Here is a 23,736-nt window from a genome sequence, read left to right on the forward strand (position 1 = left end):
AAGACCTATACTCCCTGGATTTACAACGATTTTCCCATCTGGCAAATATACAACTCTAGGAATATGAGTATGTCCACATACAATTATTTGTTGCTCTATGTTTTGAAGGTGTTTCATAATTTCATCTGTAGTCTTCAATACCCCGCCATCTTCTGTCATTTTTTCTAGTAAATATATTTCATCCGAATCTGGTGTTCCATGACAGAAAAAGATGTCTTCCATAATATATTGAGAAGGATGCTCCTTTAGCCAATTTAAATGCTCATTTGTTAATAATCTTTTCACTTCATTTAGAGTGGATGATGAATCTTGCACAGGCTCCCACAACATTCGATCACAGTTACCTCTAACGTGATTCATCTTATGCTCCTTTAAAATCTTGATTGTTCCTACAGGATCTAAAGGACCGTATATACTATCTCCTAAATTAAAAATCAAATCCACATTACGATGTGAGATATCTTTTAACACCGCTTCTAGCGCAAAACTATTTCCATGAATATCTGAAATAATAGCTATTTTTTGTTTCATAAGGGCACCTGCCATTCCAAAATTCTAATCTTTCGAAACTCTATAAATGTCTACACTTAGACTCTGTTTATTTATAAACATCTGCCGCGAGCTGTTTTAAAAGACCTATGTTTATCACTTCAAAGTATCCATTATTCTTTCTTATTACACTTTTATCGCAGAGAGTATTCAATGTTCGTAGTAAGTGCCTATAGCTTGTTCCTAATAATTCCGATGTTTCCGTTAAATTTCCATTAAATATAATTCTTTGTTTAGTATGTGTAGTACATTCTCCTGTCGCAAGAATGTAACTCGCTAATCTATTTTCAAGAGGATACAGTAAATTAATTGTACTATTTTTTGAAAGTCTATTTAACTTATGAGCTAAAGAACCGCAGATACACCTTAAAAAAGTTGCATCACTCAGCAATTGTTCTCTAACTTTTTCTAAAGGTAGACCAATACAATATGAATCCGCTATCACTTGTACATTAGAAGTAATTTTTTGAGAGTGGATTAATTCAACATCCCCTAACATTTGTAAGGTATCATAAAAACATAATAATACAGATTTCCCATTACTTAATGTGTTATAGGCCTTTGCTTTTCCTTCAACAAAGAAATACAGATAGTGAATATCTTCATTCTCCTTACAAATATACTCATTCTTTTTAAAGAGTAATAGTTCCATATATGATTTCATGTCATTGCTGAAAAATGATGCAATTTTATTCTTTTTCACATAATCGTCTAACTTATGAGAATTACATATTTTCTTCATACATCCCCCCCTTTGTAACTCATTATAATTATAAAGAAAATTTCTTTCTTTCACTATGACATATGTCATAGTAGCTCACGATTTAATCGTGATACATTACATGTAAATTTATAAAGGGGGAACATCATTGTATAATTTACTCTCAATTATTATAGGTGCTTTCATCGCCATTATGATTCCTTTAAATGGAATCTTATCTGAAATGACAGGTAACTATACGTCTAGTGTGATGATTCATATCGTTGGATTAGTTGCCATTGTCATTGTTTTGCTTGTTAGCAAGTCCAAATTTCACATGCAAAAAGGGATACCGCTTTACCTCTATAGCGCAGGAGCTATCGGTGTATTTACTGTATTGTTTAGTAATATTAGCTTCTCAGCACTTGGTGTCTCTATTACTATCGCTTTAAGTCTACTTGGGCAATCTGTTTCATCTATTATTATCGATCATTTCGGCTTATTGGGTATGAGGGTTGTGAAATTTGAAAAGAAAAAAATGTTTGGATTACTACTTATTTCTTCGGGAATCGTTGTAATGACTATTTTTTAATGGAGGGTGGAACCATGTTATATGTCTGTATTGCCATTTTAGCTGGAATTTCCATTGTAGTTGCAAGAATTATTAATGCTAACTTAGCAACAAAAATTGGAATTTTCCAAGGGACATTTGTTAATTATATTACGGGACTTTTTTTTTCATTTTTATTTTTAATCTTTAGCAATGAATATCTTCACGTATCAACTCCAACATTGCAATCTATACCATTTGTAGTGTATTTAGGTGGGTTAGTAGGTGTTATTGTAATTGTATTATCAAACTATATTACTCCTAGGATATCTTCTTTCTATTTAACGTTATTGATTTTTGTAGGGCAATTGTTTATGGGAGTTTTGATTGATTTTTTCAACTCGGGAGATGTGTCTATTGGTAAAGTTATTGGTGGTTTTTTAGTATTACTTGGACTTACTTATAATTTACTACTAGATAGGACGTATGAATCTGTGAAAAATAGTCGAGTACATTTCTAGCAACATACTAGAAAAGATGGAACGGAACTTGGAACTTTAAAAGTCAAAAACAAAAAAAATGCTACCTTTTTTAAAGGATAGCATTTCACTTTTACTTTCTTAAAATTCCCTCTAAGTGCTTGAAGTATCAAACGTTTCAATAGAGCCATTCCCCTACTATTTTAACTTCAACACTGCGCTTACCGGGTTATGATCACTGTTTTCAAACTTCAAATCATGCCCTTGTACGCTCACAATCTCCACATTTGGAGACACTAAAAATCCATCGATAATCGTAACGAAGTTCTCATCTTCGACATAGCTCTTCGCATTATCACGAACTGTCCAAACAGTATCATCAACAGCCCACTGGAACCCACCATCAGTGAAATCTTCTGGCAGCTGTACTAACCACTCTGGCCATTCTTCTTTAAACTTCGGATCTTTTAACTGCACATCAGATAATAGCTGATTCCAGTCTCCGCCAAGCACAATATAATCGCCATTTTTGTAATGCTTATTCATATACTCTTTCAAAAACTCAACTTGTTGCTTTCGAATGTTTCCGCCCTTGTCATATGCAGATAAATGAACGTTCACCATTCGTAAATATTTCCCGTTATCAACTGGAACCTTATGCTCAACAATCGCTCGATCTAATTCGAATAATTGACGAAGCCACATTTCTCTTCCAGGAAGCTGATATCTCGTCACTTCTTCTACTTTATATTTTGAGAACGAACCAAGGCCACTGTTCGTATATCCGTGCGGCTTCTTAATTGGCACCGGCACCCACTGCGCATTAAAGTTATAACCAAACGTAGACGCATGATCTTTCAATCCATCTTGAAACGCCTTATACTGATTCACATCAAATGAACGAAGTGACTTCTCATCCATCTCTTGCACTAAAATAAAATCAGAATCTTCATTTTGTAAGAAAGACAGCATATTGCCGACATTCTTTTTTGTTTGCTCTTTACTACTAGAGCGCGAACCCGTTCCTCCGTCTAAGAAGAAATCTTGATCCTTATCTAAACCGCCGTAGCCAATATTAAACGTTGTCGCCTTAAACTCTTCCCCGACTTTAAGAACGCGCTCGTTATTATTTGCCACCTTCAACTTCTCAATATCCTTATGCTTCACATCCGTAATTGCCACATACGTAATAAATGCCGCGACAGCACCAAATATCGAGCCTGTCCCCCATAATAAACCTTTCACTGCCTTCTTCAAACTCATGACTCCCTTATTCTCTTTTTATAGTTTGCATACATGGTTATTTTAACATGTTCTAAACTAAAGTAACTCTAAAATATACAATACAAGTTGATTTTGGAGTTATTTTTTGTTTCCTTCGCTTTTTTTTCGGCACTCTGCAACTAGACTGTAAATCAATTGACCACGGCAAGACTATATCAATTTTCCCTTTGTTGTTTAAATTGATATGGGATGCGTTTCAAACAAATAACGAAGATGGTGATAAAGACTTAAATTGTTCTCTTTTGCATTTTCAACCACACTATACATGATGGCACTTTCTCTAGTACTTCGCGGTGTATTTGAGAGCATCCAGTTTTTTTATAAAAAAACCTCCACATGTAGTATGTAAAGAGATTCTCTCATGAGTTATTTACAAATAGTAGGTGGGAAATATTTAACTCTTACTTATATATAAAAAAGCTGCCTGTGCTTACAGGCAGCTCCACAGTATTTCCCTAATAAAAATTCAATACTTATATTGTATTAATGTGCGGAGATATTTTGAATCATAAAATTGCTTTACCTACATCTCTTCTGGAGCGCCCATGCCAAGTAAACGTAATCCTTCTTTTAATACAATCGTTACAGTATAAGCAAGTGCAAGTCTACTTTCTTTCTCTTCATTATCTTCTAAAATTCGAACATTTCCATAGTATTTATTAAATGCCTGCGCTACATCTAACAAATATTTCGCAATATGCGAAGGTTCATTTTTAGAAAAAGCTGTTTCAATGACCTCAGGAAATCTATTTAATAATTTTATCGTACTCCAACTATAATCATCGCTTAACTCAAACGACTCTATTTCAAATTCAGCATTTTCTTTTCTTAAAATAGAGCAAGCACGTGCATGTGTATATTGAACATACGGTCCTGTTTCTCCTTCGAATTTCAGCATTTTTTCTAAGGAGAACTCAATATTGTGCATACGTTCATTTTTCAAATCATGGAAAATGACTGCTCCGACACCAACTTGCTTAGCAACCTCCTCTTTTTGCTTTAGGTTTGGATTTTTCTCTTCAATATTTTGCTCTGCAAGCGTAATCGCTTCTTCTAATACTTCCTCTAGTAATACTACTTTCCCCTTACGTGTGGACATCTTTTTACCATCTTTTAAAATGAGTCCAAATGGTACATGAGCCATCCCATCTACCCAGTTATAATCTAATTTCTTTAATACCGTGAAAAATTGTGTAAAGTGCAAACTTTGTTCTGCTCCTACTACATACAGTGCTTTATCAAATGCATATGTGTTTTGACGATATAGTGCTGCTGTTAAATCGCGCGTTGCATAAAGTGTCGCTCCATCTGATTTTTTAATTAAACATGGTGGCATATTTTCTTTTTCTAAATTGACAACTTGCGCACCATCGGATTCTTCTAATAGCCCTTTTTCTTCTAAAATCTCAACAAAATCATCCATTTTATCATTATAAAAAGCTTCTCCTTGGAAGTTCGTAAATTCAACACCAAGCAATTCATAAATACGGGAGAACTCTTTTAAAGATTCATGACGGAACCAGTTCCATAAAAAGACTGCTTCTTCATCACCATCTTCTAATTTCTTAAACCATGCACGCCCTTCTTCTTCTAGCTCTGGCTTCTCTTTGACTTCTTCGTGGAATTGAACATATAATTTGAATAATTCACGAATTGGATCTTCTTTTACAAGTTCTTCACTTCCCCATTTTTTATATGCGGTAATTAATTTCCCGAACTGTGTTCCCCAATCGCCAATATAATTAATTCCTACAACCTCATATCCACACTTTTCAGCGATATGTTTTAAAGAATTCCCGATCATCGTTGAACGTAAATGTCCCATGGAGAACGGTTTCGCGATATTTGGTGAAGAGTAATCGATTACTACTGTTTTTTCTCGCCCAAAATACCCCTGTCCATATTCTTCTTTTTCAACTAAAATCGTTTTTAATACATCACCACTTACTATATGACGGTTGAAAAACACGTTCACATATGGTCCAACTGCCTCCACTTTTGTAAAAAATGAATCATTTAAGTTCTCAGCGATTTCTTTCGCGATAATTGCTGGTGCTTTTTTATATCGTTTGGCGAGCATGAAGCAAGGGAATGCTGCGTCTCCGAATTCATCTTGCTTCGGCGTTTCAATTAGATCTGTAATCTGTTCCAATGATAATTCTGATTCAATTACTTCAAATAAACTTTTTGCAAATTTAATTTTATATTCCATGTTGCTCCCTCCTTATTTTTTAAACACAAAAAACTCGTCTCTAAAAAAGAGACGAGTTATCACCCGTGGTACCACCCTTGTTGTCCACTACGAACCACTTTCCCGTTTATAACGAGGACAGGGGGCCCCGGCTTACTCTACTATTCATTTCAAGCAGCGTCTCCGAAGTGCGCTTCATCCGTTTCTCCGTACTAGGCTCTCACCATCCCTAGCTCGCTTTACTTCTGAACCAGACTACTCTCTTCATCTACGACATAATATATAATTGATTATTGCTTATTATACATCTTTTCAAATAATTAGCAAGGTTCAATTACACCAAAATGAAATTTCGCGCTTTTCCGCTTATATACTAAAAAGTTATGTCTCTCAAATCGTGTACTACGGAAATGATCTTTTAAGACAACACGTTTCCTAGCAACACGCTTTGCCTCTGCAATAGTTTCATCTGTGACATCGTTATACAAAGCAAAGTGTTTTAAGCCACGAATCCCATCTGATTCAATTACAGTTTCTTCAAACATTGGATCCAGATAAACAACATCATAGCTGTTGTCTTCGCAGCGCTTTAAGAAATCAAAATGCTCGTTTGTCTTCACTCTAATTCTACGCATTGCTTTATCGATTTCTGAAATACCTGCACACCACTGCTTTAAACCTTTATTCATTATATAAGCCATGTAACGATTCCCCTCAAGTCCCGTTATAGCCCCTTCTTCTCCTACAACATAGCTTGCAACAATACTATCTGATGCCATACCGAGCGTACAATCTAACACCGTCATTCCTTTTTCTAATTTTGCAGCCTGTACAAATGGATCATGTTCTCCCCGCATTAATCTTTTCACACGAAACATTGCAGAGTTAGGATGGAAAAAGAACGATTCTTCGGTACCTTTTGGATAAATCGCTAATCGATTTTTTCCTACAACGAGTATATCTTGCTTAAACTGCTCATGTAGCTTGGATACAGATATATCATTCCGCATGACAAAAGAGCTTTGTAATTCTTCCGCTACCTCTTTTGCATAAGTTGTCATTTCCTTATTCGTTCGTCCTGCTGTTGTTACAATCATCTTTTCACCTCATATATAAAGAAAAAAGGGAGAATCATTCTCCCCCTTTTAGCAATGCTTTTCAAAAGCCTGTTCTAAATTATTAATGATTTCTTCCATTGTTGCTCCTTCAATTTCATGACGATGAATGAAGTGAACAACTTCTTTTCCTTTTAATAACGCCATAGATGGTGAAGACGGTGGAATATCTCCGAAGTATTCACGCATTGTAGCTGTTGCGTCTTTATCTTGCCCTGCAAATACAGTTACAAGGTGGTCTGGTTGTTTTTCAGAACGTACAACCGCTTGCCCAGCTGATGGACGAGCTAAACCAGCTGCACATCCACAAACAGAGTTTACGACAACTAATGTTGTACCTGTCGCATTTTCCATATATTCTCTTACAGTTTCTTCAGTAGTTAATTCTTCGAATCCCGCACGCACTAACTCTTGGCGCATCGGAATTACCATTTGACGCATGTATTCTTCGTATGCATTTGACATCTTGTAATCTCTCCTTCAACTTTCATTCCAAATTCATCATATCACGCTCTTATAATAGGTGCAAAAGAAAGATAGTAATGCTTTCATTTTTTTGAGGGAATTTCACAATCCCCCACGCGGCAATGGCCAATTGGAACAAGCTTTCTATTATTGGCAATATAATCATACACTTTATTTCCAAATCCAAGTAAAATAGATAACTTAATAAATGGTACTGCAAACCAGTATGATGGTACAGCCTTGGCTAATACATACACACTACCAATACCGTCATACCATTTATTATTTTTTAAAATGTAAAGTCTTTGTCCCATCTTACTTTGTAATGCTAAAGAAAGCTGATACTGTTCCACTACATCTTTATCACGAAAAGAAACAAACTTCACTGCGCCTTTTTTATCAAGCTTCTTCGTACGCTCTGCCACTGCCCTGCACATCGGACACCAACTATCGTAGAAAACGAGCATATGATTATTCTCCTTTGCGAGACTCCGTCATTTGTTTCCAAACCGATCCTTTCGCTTCTTCTCCGCCTTCAATACGTTCTAATGCTAAACGAGCTTGCATTGCTACTTCGAACTCTGGATCATCTTGCGCTATACGTAGCGCTGGAATTGCACTTTCATCACCAAGTTCAAATAAGAACATTGCCGCGCGCCAGCGCACCAATTTACTTGGATCTTTAAGTGCTTTAATCATAACAAACATCGCTGCTGGATCTCCTACATCTGATAAGCAATCGCCCGCAGTACGGCGTACACTTACAGAGCGATCTAGTAAAGCCTTATACAATAATGGCAAGACTTCATCACCTTTTACCATACCTAAGTACGCTGTTGCTAGGCGGCGGATAGATACTTTCTCATCTTCTAGTGCTTTCTTCAATACAGGAATATCTTCTTCTGTAGGATCCATTTGTTCAAGCGCTGCATAACGACTTTTCCAATCAAGATCCGCCATCATTTCCTCTGTTACTTTATATGGTTCACGCTTTGCAATCGTTACTTCTTTAGCACCTGCTTGATCTAATAATTCTTTTACAGTTTTTTCAACGCGCCCCTCTGGATAAGCAGCTATAATTTCTTCCACAACTTCCTTTCCGATTTCTTCAAAATTGCCATAACGTGTACTTTGTTCCACCCATTTACGCTCTTTGACAACATTAGGTGCAGACATTTGTACTTTCATAATCGCTTCTTTAAAACGATCTGGTAAACCCACTCGTTCTTCCGTTGTTCCATCTGTTAATTTCACTTGCATCGGAATTGTAAAGAACATTTGAATGAATACTTTCACTTCGCCAAAATGCGAAAGTTGCTCCCTCTCATCTTCTTCAGTTACTTCTTCTCCAAACATAGCACGAACTTGTTGTAAAAGTACTTTCCAGTCATACTTCGCATTTCTCTCTACTGCTAAAAAGTCAGCAACATGGTATACACCTTTTATACCTTCAATTTTTAAAATTTGCTGTACTTGCTCTGGTGCTTGTTCTACATTCTCATTTGTGTAATTATTACGTGCTCCTGATGGTAACACTTCATTTAAGATGACTTTCATCGTATTCGGACTTGGCGTCGGTTCTATTGCTTTAATCTTCACGTAAATAAACTCTCCTTTATTGCTTGTTCTTAGCTGTATTGTAACATGTTCTATCGCTATACTCCTACTGAGACGCTTGCTTTTATAAATCTCAATTGTATTCTATGTCCCCCTTAAAAGATGTAAATTACTATTCATTGCTGATATGCTTAATATAGAATTTACTTAAATTATATTCTTTAACTTCTCAATCTTTTTTCTGCTTTTTAAAAACTCCTTTTTAAACCTTACACTATTATGTTTTTTATCCAGCTATTCGCATGCAGTAAAAGCCTGGTTGGTGAGGGCTTTCCATCAGTGGGGATGAAGACTCATTGATGGAATTTTCACTTTATTGTTCCTCCAATATTTCAAGTTCATCATCTTCACCATATTAACTCTATTAAAACACTTTCTTTACAGTTCCTATTCTCTTACTATCACATAAGAAACCTTATTTATTTTACTCTTTCAAAATGACATCTTAAAATTAGACAAGCATAAAAAACGACGTTTTTCCTTTTTTATAGTGTTAATAAGAATTCCTCTTGTTTTAGGTATAAACGAGGAACTCTTGTAGATATTGAACATAAAACCTCATCAATTGCTGTACCTAAACATTCTGCCAATGATCTAGCTGTAAGTTGATCCCTTCCCATAACGGTAACTTTTTGTCCTATACCAACATTTTCGACTTTGGTAACATCAATCATAATTTGATCCATACATAAATTCCCACGTATTTTACAACACTGGTCATCTACATGAAAAGAATAACGATTAGCTATTCTTCGATTCATTCCATCTGCATATCCAATTGGGACAGTTGCAATATGCATAGGTTTATCTGCTGTATATTTCCGATTGTATCCAATACTTTCACCCTCCTCAATCCATTTTAGATATGCAATCCTGGTATTCAGGGTCATTACTGGCCTAAGTGGGCAATTTCGTTCTAAATAATCCGGCAATGGGTCATATCCATACAACCCTAGCCCTATCCTAACCATATCAAAATGCGTATCTATAGATCTGATTGTCGCTGCTGTAGCTGCAGCATGAACTAATGGGATATCGTAATGATCTGTAATATTGTGTATCATTTTTAGAAACCGCTCATTTTCTTCTTTTAAATATAAAGCATTGGGATGATCTGCTGATGCAAAATGAGTGAATACTCCCTCTATCTCTATACCCGGTAATTCATTCGCCATTTTTAACAATTCTAAAAGTTCATTTCGATTACGAGATCCACTACGTGCAAGACCTGTATCTACTTTTATATGGACTTTAATATTTACGTTAAATAGTTTTGTCCACTTAGCTAAATCAAGCAATTGTTTTTTATGTGTTATACTAGGTGTTAAATTCCACCTTACAATTTCTTTAGCTTGCTCCGAAAAAAAAGGTGACAAAATAATAATAGGTAAATCAATTCCCTTTCTTCTTAATTCAATTCCTTCATATGGGAAAACAACAGTAAAACCATCAACTCCCTCTTTCATTAAGCAATTTGCAATAGGAACTAGACCATGTCCATATGCATTTGCTTTTACCACCGCAAAAATTTTTGTGTTAGACGAAATATTTTTACGAAACCATTGATAATTATGCGCCAGTGAATCTAAATGTATTTCTGCCCATGTTGCATATGTAGTATCACTCAATTTAGCTCCTCCTTAAATAAATCACGTTATTACCGAGATATAATCCTCGCATACCATAAAAAAACAGCTTTTTTAACAGAATAAGCTGTCTTAACTTAAGTGAATTTTAACCATTAATCATTTGAAATGATCACATATACGTTAGATTACTTCAAAAATCCGTATCCTCCAATCTTATCCTATACTCTTGCTAGAATAAGATTTTTAGTTTATTTTTAGAAGCTCTTTCCAATCAAATTCAAATACTTCAGGGCTTCGTATAATATTGATTGGAATCTTCAAATCCCTTAACTTTCCACATGTAATAACAAATCTTACTACATTTTGTAGAAATAAATCTTTATTACTAATAATCTTTAATATTTCTTGTATTGAAAATATCGGAAACTCAAATGTAATACTAGAAAAAGTTGGGTTATATTCTTCTTTTTTTAACCTTTTAAAGCTAGAATTATTTGTATACATTGTTATGACCGAATTTAACATATTAGTAACATATTCTATTGGGTTATTACACGTATTACTGCTATATAAATAATACATTTTATCATCCATACACATATTAGTTACATACCTGTTTCCGTCTAAGATTTTTTCTGAACAGTAAATATGAGAATTATCGAAAATTCTCTTTAGTAAATTCCCACTCTTAGAAATTTGATGGATCCAAGAACTAACCTGCAGGCTATTTTCATCCACTATTTGAGTTGGAATATTCATTCCTTAAAGCTAAAGTACGATGTGTACCATCCAATATAAGATATTGATTTGAACTGGTTTTCAGTGCAGCTGGTAAATCTATAAGAATTTTCTCATCTGCAATACTATTTTCAATCATAGTTACTCTTTCTTTATCATATTGTTCATAAAAAATCAATTGATTAAAGGGAATCAATTGGACATTCTCTATCATATCTGTATTCCTTCTCTTTTAACTTCACAAATAACTTTTTATAATTTATCCATTTCCCTTCAAGAAGTATAGTTAATGATAAGTGTAAATACCAGTCAAATACATTACAGTATGCAAATCAATTATTAAAATCTTTTCTACTATTTCATTAAATAAAAAAGGATATTTTTAAATATTTTAATAAGAATGTCCTTTTTTAAACAAAGAAACTGTAAATTATACAGTTTCTTTGTTTAAATCAATTATTCATTAATATAAACTTAATACCGTTCCAGCTCCATTCTCTCGGGCTTTCTCATATATTTCATGTGCACATGAGATATCCTCTATTGCCATTCCCATAGGATTTAATAGTATAATTTCTTCATCTGTTGTTCTTCCTGCACACTTACCAGTAATAATATCTCCCAGTTCTGCATGTAGCATATCTTTTGAAAATTTCCCTTCTAATACGAGTTGATTTATTATTTTCTTTTCTCTGTTTGCTTGATCCCAATCATCAACAATCACTTTATCTGCTTTTAAAAATGCATCTTTTTCTATATCCATAATTGAGATGTTACTTACAAAAGTTCCCTTTTGAATCCATTCTGATTTAATATAAGGTTTATCTGCTACCGTGCATGTTACAAGTACTTCAGCTACTTCCACTGCTCTTTGAGCTGAACTATGAATTTGAAACTCTACATTATTAAAACGTTTCTTCATATCCTGAGCCAATACTTGTGCTTTTTCATTATCTAAATCAAACAAATTAATTTGTTTGATACTATTAAACTGTTCTAATAAAGAATTTATATGCATTCTAGAAATCAATCCACAACCCATGATAGAAACTCTTTCAAATCCATTCTTAGCTAGATATTCAGTTGCTACTACTGTCACCGCCGCAGTTCTCATTGAACTAATAACACTACCTTCTAAAATAGCAATTGGAAAATTAGTTTCAGGATCGTTTAAAATAATTAATGCACTTGCTCTTTCCATATTCTTTTTTATAGGATTATCAAACTTACTACCTATCCATTTAATCCCAGAAATATTAGGTTCACCCAAGTATGCTGGCATAGCAATAATTCTATCAGCAATATGCTCTCCTTCTTTATTTGTCTTTAAATATGGTTTTAAAGGTTGACTAAAATTCTTTTTAGAATGTATAGTCAAAGCTTGTTTTATAGCTTTCACATAGATTTCTGATTCATAACCACCTAGGTTAATAATATCCTGTTTGCTAAGGTAAATTAATTCTGGTTTAGTTTCTAATAACATAAATAGCACTCCTTTTAATTGAAAGTTAATTTTTAATTAAATTAAAACAGATTCATTATTACCCTCAGGCAACTGAATTTCATTCTGATTCAGCCAATCGTCTGAAAAAATTGTACTATAATATCGATCGCCTCTATCTGGTAATACAGCTAATACTTTTTTGTCTTTTGGTAATTTTTCTAATAATCTTAAAGCTGCACAAACTGTTGCCCCAGAAGAGCCTCCTACTAAGAGCCCTTCTTTTAAAGCAAGCTGTCTCGTTATAAAAAATCCATCTGCATCATTTACATAGCTCAAATCATCATATAAACTAGTATTTAAATTTCCTGGAACAATTGCATTTCCGATTCCAAGTAGTCTGCGTGTCCCTGGTGCTCCTCCAAATATAACGGAACCTACAGCATCAACAGCCATAATTTTCACAGCTGGATTTAATATTTTCATTTCTTTTGCGACTCCCGTTATCAGACCTGCTGTTCCGACTGGGCATACAATCCAATCTAAGGCATCACCAAAATCCTCATAAATTTCACGAACTAAAGACCGGATGTAAGCCTCAGGATTTTCAGGATTATTATACTGATTCGGCCAGTAAGCACCTTTAATAGATTTTGCTAAGTTTTGTGCTGTAGCTAACCTTGTTTTTAAATAATTTCCATATTCATCAGCCTCATCTACCATATGAATCTGTGCACCAAATGCTTTAATAATGTTTAAATTTACCTTACTTATTTTAGGATCTACTACACAGATCATCTTGTATCCCTTCATTTGCGCTACAATTGAAAGACCTATAGCAAGATTTCCAGAAGATGATTCTACAATTGTTCCCCCTGGTTTTAATTTCCCATGTTTTTCAGCATATTCTATCACTCGTTTTGCTACTCTATCTTTTGAACTTCCACCAGGATTGAAACCTTCTAATTTCACATATAGTTCAGCATCATCATTTTGTACTAAATTATTAATTTTAACTACTGGGGTATTACCTATTAGTGAAAGAACGCTATCATGTATCATAGTCTTTCTCCTTTTCAATTAGAGTTAATATACTAGTACTAGCAATTTAATTGTGAAACCGTAATATAAGAAAGGTGCACATTACTCATTAGTAAGTTCATTTTTTAATAAGTAGCTATTGTCTCCTCAAACACTATATTTCGCATAATAGGACTGGATCAGTATATAATCTAATTGAAGATTCCCATAATTCTAATAATTCTTCCCAATCTTCTTGCACAAAATCCTCTCTAATTAGAAAACTCAATGGAATATTTAAATTTAATATGCGGCCACAATTCAAGGTGAATTTCGTCACACCCGCTGGAAGTAATAAATTTGAATCTACTATTTGTTTTATTTGATATAAATCTAGAGTTGTATAGTTAAAAACTAATCCAGCATCTTGTATTGTTTGATTGCTCATAATTCTATTAAATTCATATTTGTTTGTATAGGAATTAACAACTTCCTTCCAAACATTAACTTTGTTTTCTAAAGTTAGTTGATGCTCCGGTACAATATATAAATATTGCTCCTTTCCCTCATAATATAATGTTGCCATTGGTATATCATTTTGTCGCTCATCACTCAAGCATATCTTCTGGTTAACTTTCAATTCTTCTATTAGTTTTTTTCCATTTAGAATGTGATGTGCCCAAGCATTAATTGATAAATACTCTGCCGTAACCACCTGAACCACCATTCTTTTACAGTTCAATTTTTGTAAAGATAAAGTACGATGAGCACCATCCAGAATTAAATATTTATTGTTATCAAGTTGCAAAGCAATAGGAGGGTTTTTTAATTTTTGTTCACTCTTAATTTTATGACTTAGCTTGTATAACCTTTCTATTTCATATTCTTCGTGTAAAAATACTTGATCTGTTGGCACCACTCTTAATTCAGATAACATGCGTCTTCCTCCCTAAAATTTGAATAACATAAGTTTTATATTTTGCATAACATTATATTCTGAATGCAACACATATTAATACCTACATATTTTTAAAAATAAAATACACATTCAAGAGAATCATACTTATATTTGGAACTTTAAACGATCGTTCTAAATACATCTTCCATACTTTAAAAAATATTTATTTTTTATTCGAGCACATAAAGATAACTGAAATTAAGAAATGAAATATTTCCAAAATACATACGATAAATACCCTTATTTTTTATCTTTTTTTCATCGGATTACATAGAAAAAATAATTAGCAATAAAAAATCCCCGCTATGTTTCATAAGCCACCTAATGTTTTCTCCCACCTGTCGATCTAAATAAGGCACAAAAATCTGCCGTCACTTTCATCTTGAATACAGGAAAGCATTTTTAGTAATAAAACTAAACACTTTTGGGGATTTCTCAAATTCGAATTAATAAGAGTAAGCTTCTTTAACAAAAATATACTAATATATAAATAAATTTTAATATAACTATTATAATTTATTATAAAAATGAATAATTAATGTTCATCCTTTTTTTGATACCTCCAGCAACATTTATAGAGCGGATACTATTCTAAAATAGAAAAGAAATAAGTAATAAAATTTAATACTTTTATTTTTCAACTCCTCAAAAATATGAATTACCAAAAAAATCTTTTTTCTCCATTCACCTCCATGCCTAGATGCTAACGGATACTTCAATTTTTTACAATACTTTGAAATTAATATCTCTTTAGAAATAGTTTTTTAAATTTTCGAAAAACTGTGTGCCAATTACAGAACAAACGGTCGTTTTTGTGATAAATTTAAATTTTAAAAATCTTCTTTACTTTATCGTTATAGCTTTGTTATTCTGTATATAATATATTACCTATAGAAAAGCGAATGAAAGGGAGTATTAAATCATGCCAATTCCTGAAAACTATACTAAACAAGAACGATTTTCTGCAAAAACAATTGTTCTTAATCAGTTGCAAGATTGGATTATTAAAGGTGTTTTGAAGCCTGATGAAAAAATTAATGATAATGATCTTGCCGATGCTTTAGGTGTTAGTAGAACTCCAGTAAGAGAAGCACTTCAAGTTCTTGAACTTTCTGGCCTTGTAGAAATGGTTAGGGGACAGAAAACAAAAATTTCTCCTGTGAAATTGGAAGATGTACCTGTAATTTATGAAACAATAGCCGGTATGCACGTCATTGTAGGTAAACAAGCAATTAACAATATTAAACAAAAAGACATAAAACGACTTAAACGAATAAATGAAAACTTTAAACACGCAATTACTATGAAAGATTCAGAAAAGGCAATGAGCTTAGATTTTGAATTTCACAATATGATAGTTTCGCTAGCTAATAATAAATATATAGAGCCTTTATTAGACAATTTACACCTCCATGCATTACGCCTTGAATACCTTTTCTTCCAAAACTTTGTTCCTGCTGAACATTCCATTAATGAGCATATAGACATTATTACGGCATTAGAAAGTGGTGATCCTATGTTACTAGAACACGCTATGTCAATAAATTGGTTAAGACCAATGAGGGATATCCAAAGAATTCTTTCTGTTATGTGATTTAAAGTTTATTAAACATTTTAATCTAAGTGTGATTTTTCAGAAATACACATTTGTAAAATCCTTTTCAACTATGATGCTACAAAAAAATTTTATATCTAAAAATACTAGCATTATACATATTAATTAAAACTACTAAAATAACATCACCATAAATAATATGAGGTTATTTTAGTAGTTAATCTTAGTACCCTTTATATAAAAAATTCAAAATATTTCAATTCAACTTTTTTGTCATTCGTGATATATTGCATAATATATTCCAATGACTGTAATATTCTAAAAATAATGTGAGGTGCTTCGTTTGAACATTAATAAAAAAAATCGAATTAAAGGGATGATTATGGTTGTGATTGGTGCTAGTCTATGGGGGCTATCAGGAACTGTTGCACAACAACTTTTTCAAAAAGAAGGAATTTCAACTGAATGGTTGGTTACAATTCGTCTTCTGCTATCAGGAATAACCCTTATAACCATTTCAATATTTGGTCAAAATAAAAGAGAAATTCTAGGTATTTGGAAAAACAAAACTGAAGCAATAAAACTGGTGATTTTTGGAACAATAGGCATGTTAGGTGTACAATACACATACTTTGCATCTATAAATGAAGGGAATGCTGCTGTAGCAACCATTTTGCAGTATTTAGCACCTCTTTTTATTACTATCTATCTCATTATGAAGTATAAATCGTTGCCTACTAAAGGCGAGGTCTTAGCCATAACTTTAGCTATCCTTGGTACTTTTTTATTACTAACCAATGGATCAATTAATAACTTAACTGTATCTATCCCAGCTATTATATGGGGTGTATTATCTGGGCTATCTTTAGCATTCTATACCCTTTATTCAAAGGGGCTATTGGAAAATTGGTCCTCTGCAGTATTAGTCGGTTGGGGGATGATTATTGGGGGATTGGGAGTAACTATATTACAGTTTGCTACAAAAAGAGAGGTAGTTTTTTTAGCAAACATCCCAAATTTAGATGTTTATACATTGTTGTCAATCGCATTTGTAGTAATATTCGGAACATTAATCTCGTTCTATCTATTTTTAGATAGTATAAGATACATTTCTCCTAAGGAAACTACTTTACTGGGATGTACAGAACCTCTTGCCTCTATTCTTTCATCTGTAATAATTTTGCATATTCCTTTCTTATTTTTTCAAATAATTGGAGCAATATGTATTATTGTAGTCGTCATTGTGCTCAGTAAAAAACCTGCAGAAACAGAAAGTGATCTTGCAATATCTAATGATGAAAATTATACTATTAATTCTAGATAAATAAGAAGAATAACTATTTCCTCATCTTAAAATTAATAAAAACAGTTTCCAAACTATATAAAATCTATTATTTTTCAAATTGATATATATATAAGAATTATTGATTATGCCTGTAATACTTAATTCTGTATAAGTCATGTCTGTGGCCATACTTCTTCAATTCAAAGCTCTAATTACAAGTTCTATTTTATTAATAAGCAAAAAAACTGGCTTTAAACAGCAAAACTTTAGTTATAAGAAACGAAAAACCATTTAGTGATATATCTCTTATCGTTCAGCCCCATGTTAATTTACTTTCAGAGACTATATAGTCTCTGAAACAGTCAGACATTCAAAACGGCAACTAAGACTTTCCTTATCTGAAGATGAGAACACTCTATTCTACTAAGATTCCTTGAAGATGGAGTGCTCTCGCCTATTTTTAATAAAATAAAAACTCTTATTAGTAACATTTTTTATTCCCACAAACTGAAATCTCTACAAATAACAGGATAAAATATTTTTTCTTTTTGGTACACAAAACCAGATTTACTGTAGGGCGCTCTTCCTCTTCAAAAACTTAATTCTTTCAATCACAACTTCTGTGTTATACACCCTCTTTCCCTATTCATTCTCATAATTACTCGTATGAATACGACCTGTAATTCCAACAACTGAACACTCGAACAATACTGGGACACGTTTCAGTAGATTTTTTGAACCAATATCTTTTGACCTACAGTAAATGAACTGAAAAGTATTCAAAAACTACAAGAAAGTTTGCATTCTATTATCGAGCAAGCAAAGCAGACGGAGAAACTAAAAAGCAACTGGAATACAAGTACCATTACTTCCACAATTATGAGTGTCTATTTTTATACACTCATGTCTCAATCGTTATCACATCCGAAGGAAACTGATATTAAAGATATGCTTAACAAGCAATTGGATGTCGTATGGGAAGGAATTAATAAAAAATAATATATATCTGGTGATTTTACCCTGATATAAAATTTACATTTATGTTCTAAATGATCAGCATAAGTAAAAAGAACTGTATTATAAATGCAGTTCTTTTTACTTATATTTTCTTGTTTTACTGTGATGCGCCCTCTCTCTTCCGCTCCAAAAATGTAATCCTTTCAATCACAACTTCTGTTTTATACAGCCTCTTTCCCTGCTCATTATCATAGTTACTCGTATGAATCCGCCCTGTAATCCCAACTAGCGAACCTTTTTGGCAATACTCTGATACATTTTCAGCCGATTTTCTCCAGACAACGCAGTAAATGTAATCTGCTTGCTGCTCTCCTAGGCTATTTCGAAACCCTCTATTTACCGCAACGCATATACGTGCATAAGCAATCCCTTGCTTTGTGTAGTATAGTTCTGGATCTTTTGTCAATCTTCCAATTAATACAACTCGATTCATCATATTGATACCACCTCACATTTTTTTCTTTATTGTAGAAAAAAATAGAAGTTAGGTAAAAAATGTAAAATGATATATTTCTAAAAGGAAAAATCCACTTTGAATCTAATAAAATAAAAAAAAGAAATTCTGCATGTTTCAATCATGCAAAATTTCTTAAAATGTTTACACTTAATTTTTTTCACTTATACCTCGCTACAAGATATGTAATTTCCTCCTTGAGCCATCCGTATGTCACTTGATACAGTATTTTTTCCAGATAAAAAATATTTGGTTTAACTTTACTTTCACATTTAAGTTTTTTCTTAGATGCAGCAGATAGATAAGTCAAAGCGTCATCTCATTCAATAAAAAAGCTCTTTCCTAGTAGTTTATTAATAGTCCCTTCTTTCATCATAATCTCTTCCCTCTGCTATAAGTTAATAATTCTTATCACTCTCACCATCCATATTACACCATATAAAACAAATTATTCTTGATTTTAAAATATCAATTTTGAATTTAAGAAACACAAAAAGAAACCCTGCATGTTTGAAACATACAGGGTTTCTTTCAATTAGTCATTTTTCGCAAAGTAAGAAACGAAACGAAGAATTTCTAAGTACAACCATACTAATGTCATCATTAGTCCCATCGCACTGTACCACTCCATATATTTTGGAGCTCCACTACGTGCGCCATTTTCGATTAAATCGAAGTCTAGTAATAAATTTAATGCAGCTACTATAATCACAACTGCACTGATGATGATACCAATTGTTCCACCTTGGTGAATATATGGAACAGTAACACCAAACATATTTAATAGAAAAACAATTAAATACATAATCAAAATCCCAAACGTTGCAGCCATCACACCTGTACGGAATTTATCTGTAACCTTCACTGCACGAGTTGCATATAAAACTAACATTGCAAATAAAATTGAAATTGTTAGTAATACAGCATTTAAGATAATAGAATTGTCAAAACGAATCGCATATACCGCTGAAATACTCCCTAGGACAATCCCTTCAACAGCTGCATAAATAGGTGCTGTAATAGGCGCCATTTTGGGGAAGAAGATAGCCGCAAATGCGATAATTGCAGCCACAATTAATGCTCCAATTAAAACAGGCATTTGCATTTTCCCAGTATACATCTGTATGTATGAATAGACAGACGTTGCAAGAAGCAAAACAAGCATAATAAATGTTTTGCCTACAGCTCCACCAATTGTCATCGCAGACGCACTTGCTCCTTGTTTACGAAAGGCTTCTTTTTTCAACATTGGATTAGATGTTCTCATTTTTTCCCTCCTAAAATAAGTTCTACTCATAGTGTAAAGTTTTTCTCTTTACATTTCAATATATGCAGCTTGTTTTTATTTTAAACCTTCAACGATGTCAGATAGTTCGCTCCAACGTTCCATCGCTTTTTCTAGCTCTTCTTCTGTTTGCTGCTGCGCTTCAGAAAGCTCTTGTGCCTTTGTGAAATCAGAACCCACATTTGCAAGTTCTTCTCCAATCGTTTCAAGCTTCTCTTCAAGCCCCGCAATCGTATCTTCAATCGTTTCCCATTCACGTTGTTCGTGATATGAAAGTTTACGCTTACGTTGTTGCTTTGGAGCCTCTTCCACTTTCTTTTCTTTCTGTACTTCTACTTTTTCTAATAATTCTTGTGCCTTTTGTATATCCAGGTAATCACTATAGGTTCCTAGGAATTCACGAACTTCTCCGCCACCAGTAAAGATAAATAATTCATCTACTACTTTATCTAAGAAATAGCGATCATGCGATACAGTAAGAACGACACCTGGGAAATCTTCTAAATAGTCTTCTAGTACTGTTAACGTTTGTGTATCTAGATCGTTGGTCGGCTCATCTAATAGAAGTACATTTGGCTCTCCCATTAAAAGACGTAATAAATATAGACGTCTTCTTTCACCACCTGATAGTTTACCAAGTGGTGTCCCATGTGAATGCGGTGGGAATAAGAAACGCTCAAGCATTTGGGATACTCCAATGACTTTACCATCCGTTGTATGAATGACTTCTGCAATTTCTTTAATATATTCAATCATCCGTTGATTTAAATTCATCTCTTCATTTTCTTGCGTATAATAAGCAACTTTCACAGTTTGTCCAACTTCAATTTCACCACTGTCAGGTGATAATTTGCCTGCAAGCATATTTAATAAAGATGATTTCCCGCTACCATTAGCCCCAATAATACCAATTCGATCGCCTGGTTTCACAATATGATTAAAGTTATGAAGGACCGTTTTATCACCAAACTTTTTCGTCACATCTTTTAATTCGAGCACTTTCTTTCCTAATCGGCTCCCGCTGAGTGAAATATCCACAGATTGCTTCGCTGCTGGACCTTCTTGTTCTTTCAACTCTTCGAAGCGCTGAATACGTGCTTTTTGTTTTGTAGAACGAGCTTTCGCACCACGACGAATCCAAGCAAGTTCGCGGCGATATAAGTTTTGACGCTTTGATTCTTGCGCTAATTCTTGCTCTTCACGAAGTGCCTTTGCTTCTAAAAATGTACTGTAGTTTCCTTCATAGCTATACAGCTTGCCGCCATCTAGTTCAAAAATACGATTGGTAACACGATCTAAGAAATAACGATCATGTGTTACAAGTAAAACTGCTCCTGTATAACGTGCTAAGTACTCTTCTAGCCATTCTACCGTTTCATGATCAAGATGGTTGGTTGGCTCATCTAATATTAACAAATCCGGTGTTTCAATAAAGCACTGCGCCATTGCAATGCGTTTCTTTTGCCCACCAGATAAGTTCCCCACAGTTGCTGTGAAATCTGTAATACCTAGCTTCGTTAAAAGTGATTTTGCATTCGCATTTGCTTCCCATGCATTCATCGCATCCATACGTTGCTGCACTGCAAATAATTGTTCTTGCACTTTTTCATTACTTGGGTCTTTTTCTATGTTTAATAAGGCTTGTTCGTATTCACGAAGAAGGCGAATTAACGGTGTATCACCGTGGAACACTTGTTCAAGCACTGTTAAATTCTCATTAAAATCCGGTTGCTGTGATAAATAGCTAATTGTATAACCACGTGTATGCGTCATATCACCTGTATCAGGAATCTCTATGCCTGCAATAATTTTTAATAATGTAGATTTCCCTGTACCGTTTACACCAATAATCCCTGCACGTTGTCCCTCTGCAATACTAAATGATAATCCATCAAATAATGGTTTATCCCCATATGATTTTGATACGTTTTCTACTGTTAGCATTTTCATATTTGTGCATTCCACTCTTTCATAAATTGTTCGATAAACTCTTCCATATAGCGATGACGAACTTCAGCCTCTTTTTTTGCAGCTTCTGTATTCATTAAATCTTTCAACTTCAAAAGCTTTTCATAGAAATGATTTAACGATGGATCATTATTTTTTCGATACTCTTCTTTCGTCATTCCTTCACGGGGTGGAATATTTGGGTCATACATTAAACGACCTTTCGCACCGCCATAAGCAAACGTACGGGCAATACCAATTGCACCAAGTGCATCTAGTCGGTCCGCATCTTGAACAACCTTTCCTTCCAATGTTTCTACATTACCCCCATGTCCGCCTTTATATGACATATTCGCAATAATATGAATGATCTGCTTCTTTTCTTCTTCAGTAACATCCAATCCTTCTAGCCAATCAGAAACTTTTTTCATACCAGCTTCTTCACTTTCATTTAACTTCTCATCTGCTACATCGTGAAGTAAAGCTGCCATCTCAATTACAAAACGATCTCCACCTTCTTTTTCAGACAAAGAAATCGCTAATTTATGTACACGCTCAATGTGATACCAATCATGTCCACTGGCATCTGTTTCTAAAATATTCTTTACAAAAGCAACTGTTTTTTGTATTTGTTCTTGTTTTTTCATTTATCTTCACCCAATTTCTTATTGTAACACGCTCTCATTTTTTCATCACATATTTTCTTGTCCGCCCATAGACTGTTTTGTACGTACGATCATGAAGGAGGAAATAAAAATGTTCTATAATAATCAACAACCTTATCCAGGGCAACCATACTATCCTCAAGATCAAGAACAACAATCTCAAGAGCAACAGTTTGAAAACCGGGAGCAAGAAGTACAAGAACAAGAATTTCAATATCAACAGAATTCATACTTAACTCAACAACCTTATGAAACTCAGTACCAGCAAAATTCATACGTAACTCAACAACCTCATGAAACTCAGTACCAGCAAAATCCATACGTAACTCAGCAACCTCATGAAACTCAGTACCAGCAGCATCCATACGTAACTCAGCAACCTCATGAAACTCAGTACCAGCAGCATCCATATGTAGCTCAACAACCTCTATATCAGCAACCACAAATGTATCAATCATACCAGGATCCACGTGTTTCACCACCAACACCATCATTAGACCCAGCACAAATACAAATCTTACCACCGGGGCCGCCTACACCTTCAATTCCAGCTGAACCTACACAACAACAAATTCAACAAGTTGTTGGTACACAATTTTTATCATTAAAGAAACCTGTGTTGGACTTCGTAAAACCATGGGTAGAGTACGGAATGAATGAGGCAAAACACACATCCGCAGAACATGCTATGACAGAAGTTGCTGCGATTATGTTCTTGGTTGGAAAAGGATTCAATCCGACAATTGCTCATTATATCGTTGAATCTTGGGAGAAAAATGAACAGTTTTAAGATTATTCATTTGGTATAATATAAAAAATACAAAAGAGCCGT

Annotated in this window: 22 protein-coding genes, 2 pseudogenes and 1 other annotated feature; of the genes and pseudogenes, 6 read left to right on the forward strand and 18 right to left on the reverse strand. The window is 33.8% G+C overall.

Annotated elements, in window-relative coordinates; all coding sequences use genetic code 11:
- Together M014_RS26925 and yeiL are read right to left on the reverse strand one after the other, a co-directional pair.
- Nucleotides 1-531 (reverse strand): metallophosphoesterase family protein (locus M014_RS26925; RefSeq protein ID WP_035415115.1); only part of this gene is annotated, 531 nt, incomplete at its 3' end.
- A gap of 67 nt (nt 532-598) precedes the next feature.
- Entirely contained in the window at nt 599-1,291 is a 693-nt protein-coding gene (gene yeiL / locus M014_RS0114240) for a transcriptional regulator YeiL (RefSeq protein ID WP_026592354.1), read from the reverse strand.
- Between the two features lie 127 nt (nt 1,292-1,418).
- Here yeiL and M014_RS0114245 point away from each other — a divergent pair, with 127 nt between their 5' ends.
- Both M014_RS0114245 and M014_RS0114250 read left to right on the forward strand, forming a co-directional pair.
- Nucleotides 1,419-1,841, forward strand: coding sequence for a DMT family transporter (locus tag M014_RS0114245; protein ID WP_026592355.1), 423 nt, complete (start codon nt 1,419-1,421; stop codon nt 1,839-1,841).
- Between the two features lie 14 nt (nt 1,842-1,855).
- On the forward strand, nt 1,856-2,320 hold the full coding sequence (locus tag M014_RS0114250) for a DMT family transporter (protein WP_026592356.1): 465 nt from the start codon (nt 1,856-1,858) through the stop codon (nt 2,318-2,320).
- Nucleotides 2,321-2,476: 156 nt separating this feature from the next.
- On the opposite strand, the gene M014_RS0114255 is transcribed toward M014_RS0114250, so the two are convergent.
- From M014_RS0114255 to M014_RS0114305, 12 genes and pseudogenes are all read right to left on the reverse strand, one after another.
- A complete protein-coding gene (locus tag M014_RS0114255; protein WP_035415096.1) occupies nt 2,477-3,541 on the reverse strand; it encodes an endonuclease/exonuclease/phosphatase family protein in 1,065 nt (354 codons plus the stop codon).
- A gap of 52 nt (nt 3,542-3,593) precedes the next feature.
- Nucleotides 3,594-3,880 (reverse strand): annotated as a pseudogene (locus M014_RS30640) (hypothetical protein); the annotation flags it as partial.
- Nucleotides 3,881-4,085: 205 nt separating this feature from the next.
- Entirely contained in the window at nt 4,086-5,774 is a 1,689-nt protein-coding gene (gene argS, locus M014_RS0114260; RefSeq protein ID WP_026592358.1) for an arginine--tRNA ligase, read from the reverse strand.
- Nucleotides 5,775-5,818: 44 nt separating this feature from the next.
- Nucleotides 5,819-6,033 (reverse strand) — a binding site (T-box leader).
- A gap of 40 nt (nt 6,034-6,073) precedes the next feature.
- Nucleotides 6,074-6,850 carry a class I SAM-dependent methyltransferase gene (locus M014_RS0114265; RefSeq protein WP_026592359.1) on the reverse strand — a complete coding sequence of 259 codons (777 nt, stop codon included), beginning with the start codon at nt 6,848-6,850 and terminating at the stop codon, nt 6,074-6,076.
- A 48-nt stretch (nt 6,851-6,898) separates the two neighbouring features.
- The gene (locus M014_RS0114270; protein WP_026592360.1) at nt 6,899-7,333 is read right to left on the reverse strand and encodes a BrxA/BrxB family bacilliredoxin; all 435 of its coding nucleotides are present in this window, start codon (nt 7,331-7,333) and stop codon (nt 6,899-6,901) included.
- Nucleotides 7,334-7,416: 83 nt separating this feature from the next.
- Nucleotides 7,417-7,800 (reverse strand): thiol-disulfide oxidoreductase DCC family protein, encoded by a 384-nt coding sequence (locus M014_RS0114275; protein WP_026592361.1) that lies wholly within the window; start codon nt 7,798-7,800, stop codon nt 7,417-7,419.
- Nucleotides 7,801-7,804: 4 nt separating this feature from the next.
- Nucleotides 7,805-8,932, reverse strand: coding sequence for a conserved virulence factor C family protein (locus M014_RS0114280; protein ID WP_026592362.1), 1,128 nt, complete (start codon nt 8,930-8,932; stop codon nt 7,805-7,807).
- A gap of 503 nt (nt 8,933-9,435) precedes the next feature.
- The gene (gene alr, locus M014_RS0114285; protein WP_026592363.1) at nt 9,436-10,578 is read right to left on the reverse strand and encodes an alanine racemase; all 1,143 of its coding nucleotides are present in this window, start codon (nt 10,576-10,578) and stop codon (nt 9,436-9,438) included.
- Between the two features lie 691 nt (nt 10,579-11,269).
- Nucleotides 11,270-11,491: a hypothetical protein gene (locus M014_RS28380; RefSeq protein WP_081811037.1), complete on the reverse strand. Its 222-nt coding sequence runs from the start codon at nt 11,489-11,491 to the stop codon at nt 11,270-11,272.
- 249 nt (nt 11,492-11,740) lie between these two features.
- Nucleotides 11,741-12,760: a 2,3-diaminopropionate biosynthesis protein SbnB gene (gene sbnB / locus M014_RS0114295; protein WP_026592364.1), complete on the reverse strand. Its 1,020-nt coding sequence runs from the start codon at nt 12,758-12,760 to the stop codon at nt 11,741-11,743.
- A 36-nt stretch (nt 12,761-12,796) separates the two neighbouring features.
- Nucleotides 12,797-13,780: a 2,3-diaminopropionate biosynthesis protein SbnA gene (gene sbnA / locus M014_RS0114300; RefSeq protein WP_018767291.1), complete on the reverse strand. Its 984-nt coding sequence runs from the start codon at nt 13,778-13,780 to the stop codon at nt 12,797-12,799.
- Nucleotides 13,781-13,913: 133 nt separating this feature from the next.
- Nucleotides 13,914-14,675: a ParB N-terminal domain-containing protein gene (locus M014_RS0114305; RefSeq protein WP_026592365.1), complete on the reverse strand. Its 762-nt coding sequence runs from the start codon at nt 14,673-14,675 to the stop codon at nt 13,914-13,916.
- A gap of 943 nt (nt 14,676-15,618) precedes the next feature.
- Here M014_RS0114305 and M014_RS0114310 point away from each other — a divergent pair.
- The 3 genes and pseudogenes from M014_RS0114310 to M014_RS30120 all read left to right on the forward strand — a co-directional run.
- Nucleotides 15,619-16,290, forward strand: coding sequence for a GntR family transcriptional regulator (locus tag M014_RS0114310; protein ID WP_018767289.1), 672 nt, complete (start codon nt 15,619-15,621; stop codon nt 16,288-16,290).
- A gap of 310 nt (nt 16,291-16,600) precedes the next feature.
- Nucleotides 16,601-17,575, forward strand: coding sequence for a DMT family transporter (locus M014_RS0114315; protein ID WP_197030404.1), 975 nt, complete (start codon nt 16,601-16,603; stop codon nt 17,573-17,575).
- A gap of 723 nt (nt 17,576-18,298) precedes the next feature.
- Nucleotides 18,299-18,535: pseudogene (locus M014_RS30120) on the forward strand (TetR/AcrR family transcriptional regulator); the annotation flags it as partial.
- 115 nt (nt 18,536-18,650) lie between these two features.
- Here M014_RS30120 and M014_RS0114320 read toward each other — a convergent pair.
- The 4 genes from M014_RS0114320 to M014_RS0114340 form a co-directional block, all read right to left on the reverse strand.
- A complete protein-coding gene (locus tag M014_RS0114320) occupies nt 18,651-18,989 on the reverse strand; it encodes a single-stranded DNA-binding protein (protein WP_026592367.1) in 339 nt (112 codons plus the stop codon).
- A 553-nt stretch (nt 18,990-19,542) separates the two neighbouring features.
- A complete protein-coding gene (locus M014_RS0114330) occupies nt 19,543-20,274 on the reverse strand; it encodes a Bax inhibitor-1/YccA family protein (RefSeq protein ID WP_026592368.1) in 732 nt (243 codons plus the stop codon).
- Between the two features lie 75 nt (nt 20,275-20,349).
- The gene (locus tag M014_RS0114335) at nt 20,350-22,242 is read right to left on the reverse strand and encodes an ABC-F family ATP-binding cassette domain-containing protein (RefSeq protein WP_026592369.1); all 1,893 of its coding nucleotides are present in this window, start codon (nt 22,240-22,242) and stop codon (nt 20,350-20,352) included.
- Nucleotides 22,239-22,886 (reverse strand): HD domain-containing protein, encoded by a 648-nt coding sequence (locus M014_RS0114340; protein WP_026592370.1) that lies wholly within the window; start codon nt 22,884-22,886, stop codon nt 22,239-22,241. Before M014_RS0114340 ends, M014_RS0114335 begins: the two co-directional genes overlap by 4 nt.
- Before the next feature lie 109 nt (nt 22,887-22,995).
- Between M014_RS0114340 and M014_RS0114345 the strand changes: the two genes are divergently transcribed.
- Nucleotides 22,996-23,694 carry a hypothetical protein gene (locus M014_RS0114345; RefSeq protein WP_026592371.1) on the forward strand — a complete coding sequence of 233 codons (699 nt, stop codon included), beginning with the start codon at nt 22,996-22,998 and terminating at the stop codon, nt 23,692-23,694.
- The last annotated feature ends 42 nt before the right edge of the window (nt 23,695-23,736 follow it).

It is taken from the genome of Bacillus sp. UNC437CL72CviS29, from assembly GCF_000482345.1.
Taxonomy (GTDB): Bacteria; Bacillota; Bacilli; order Bacillales; family Bacillaceae_G; genus Bacillus_A; species Bacillus_A arachidis.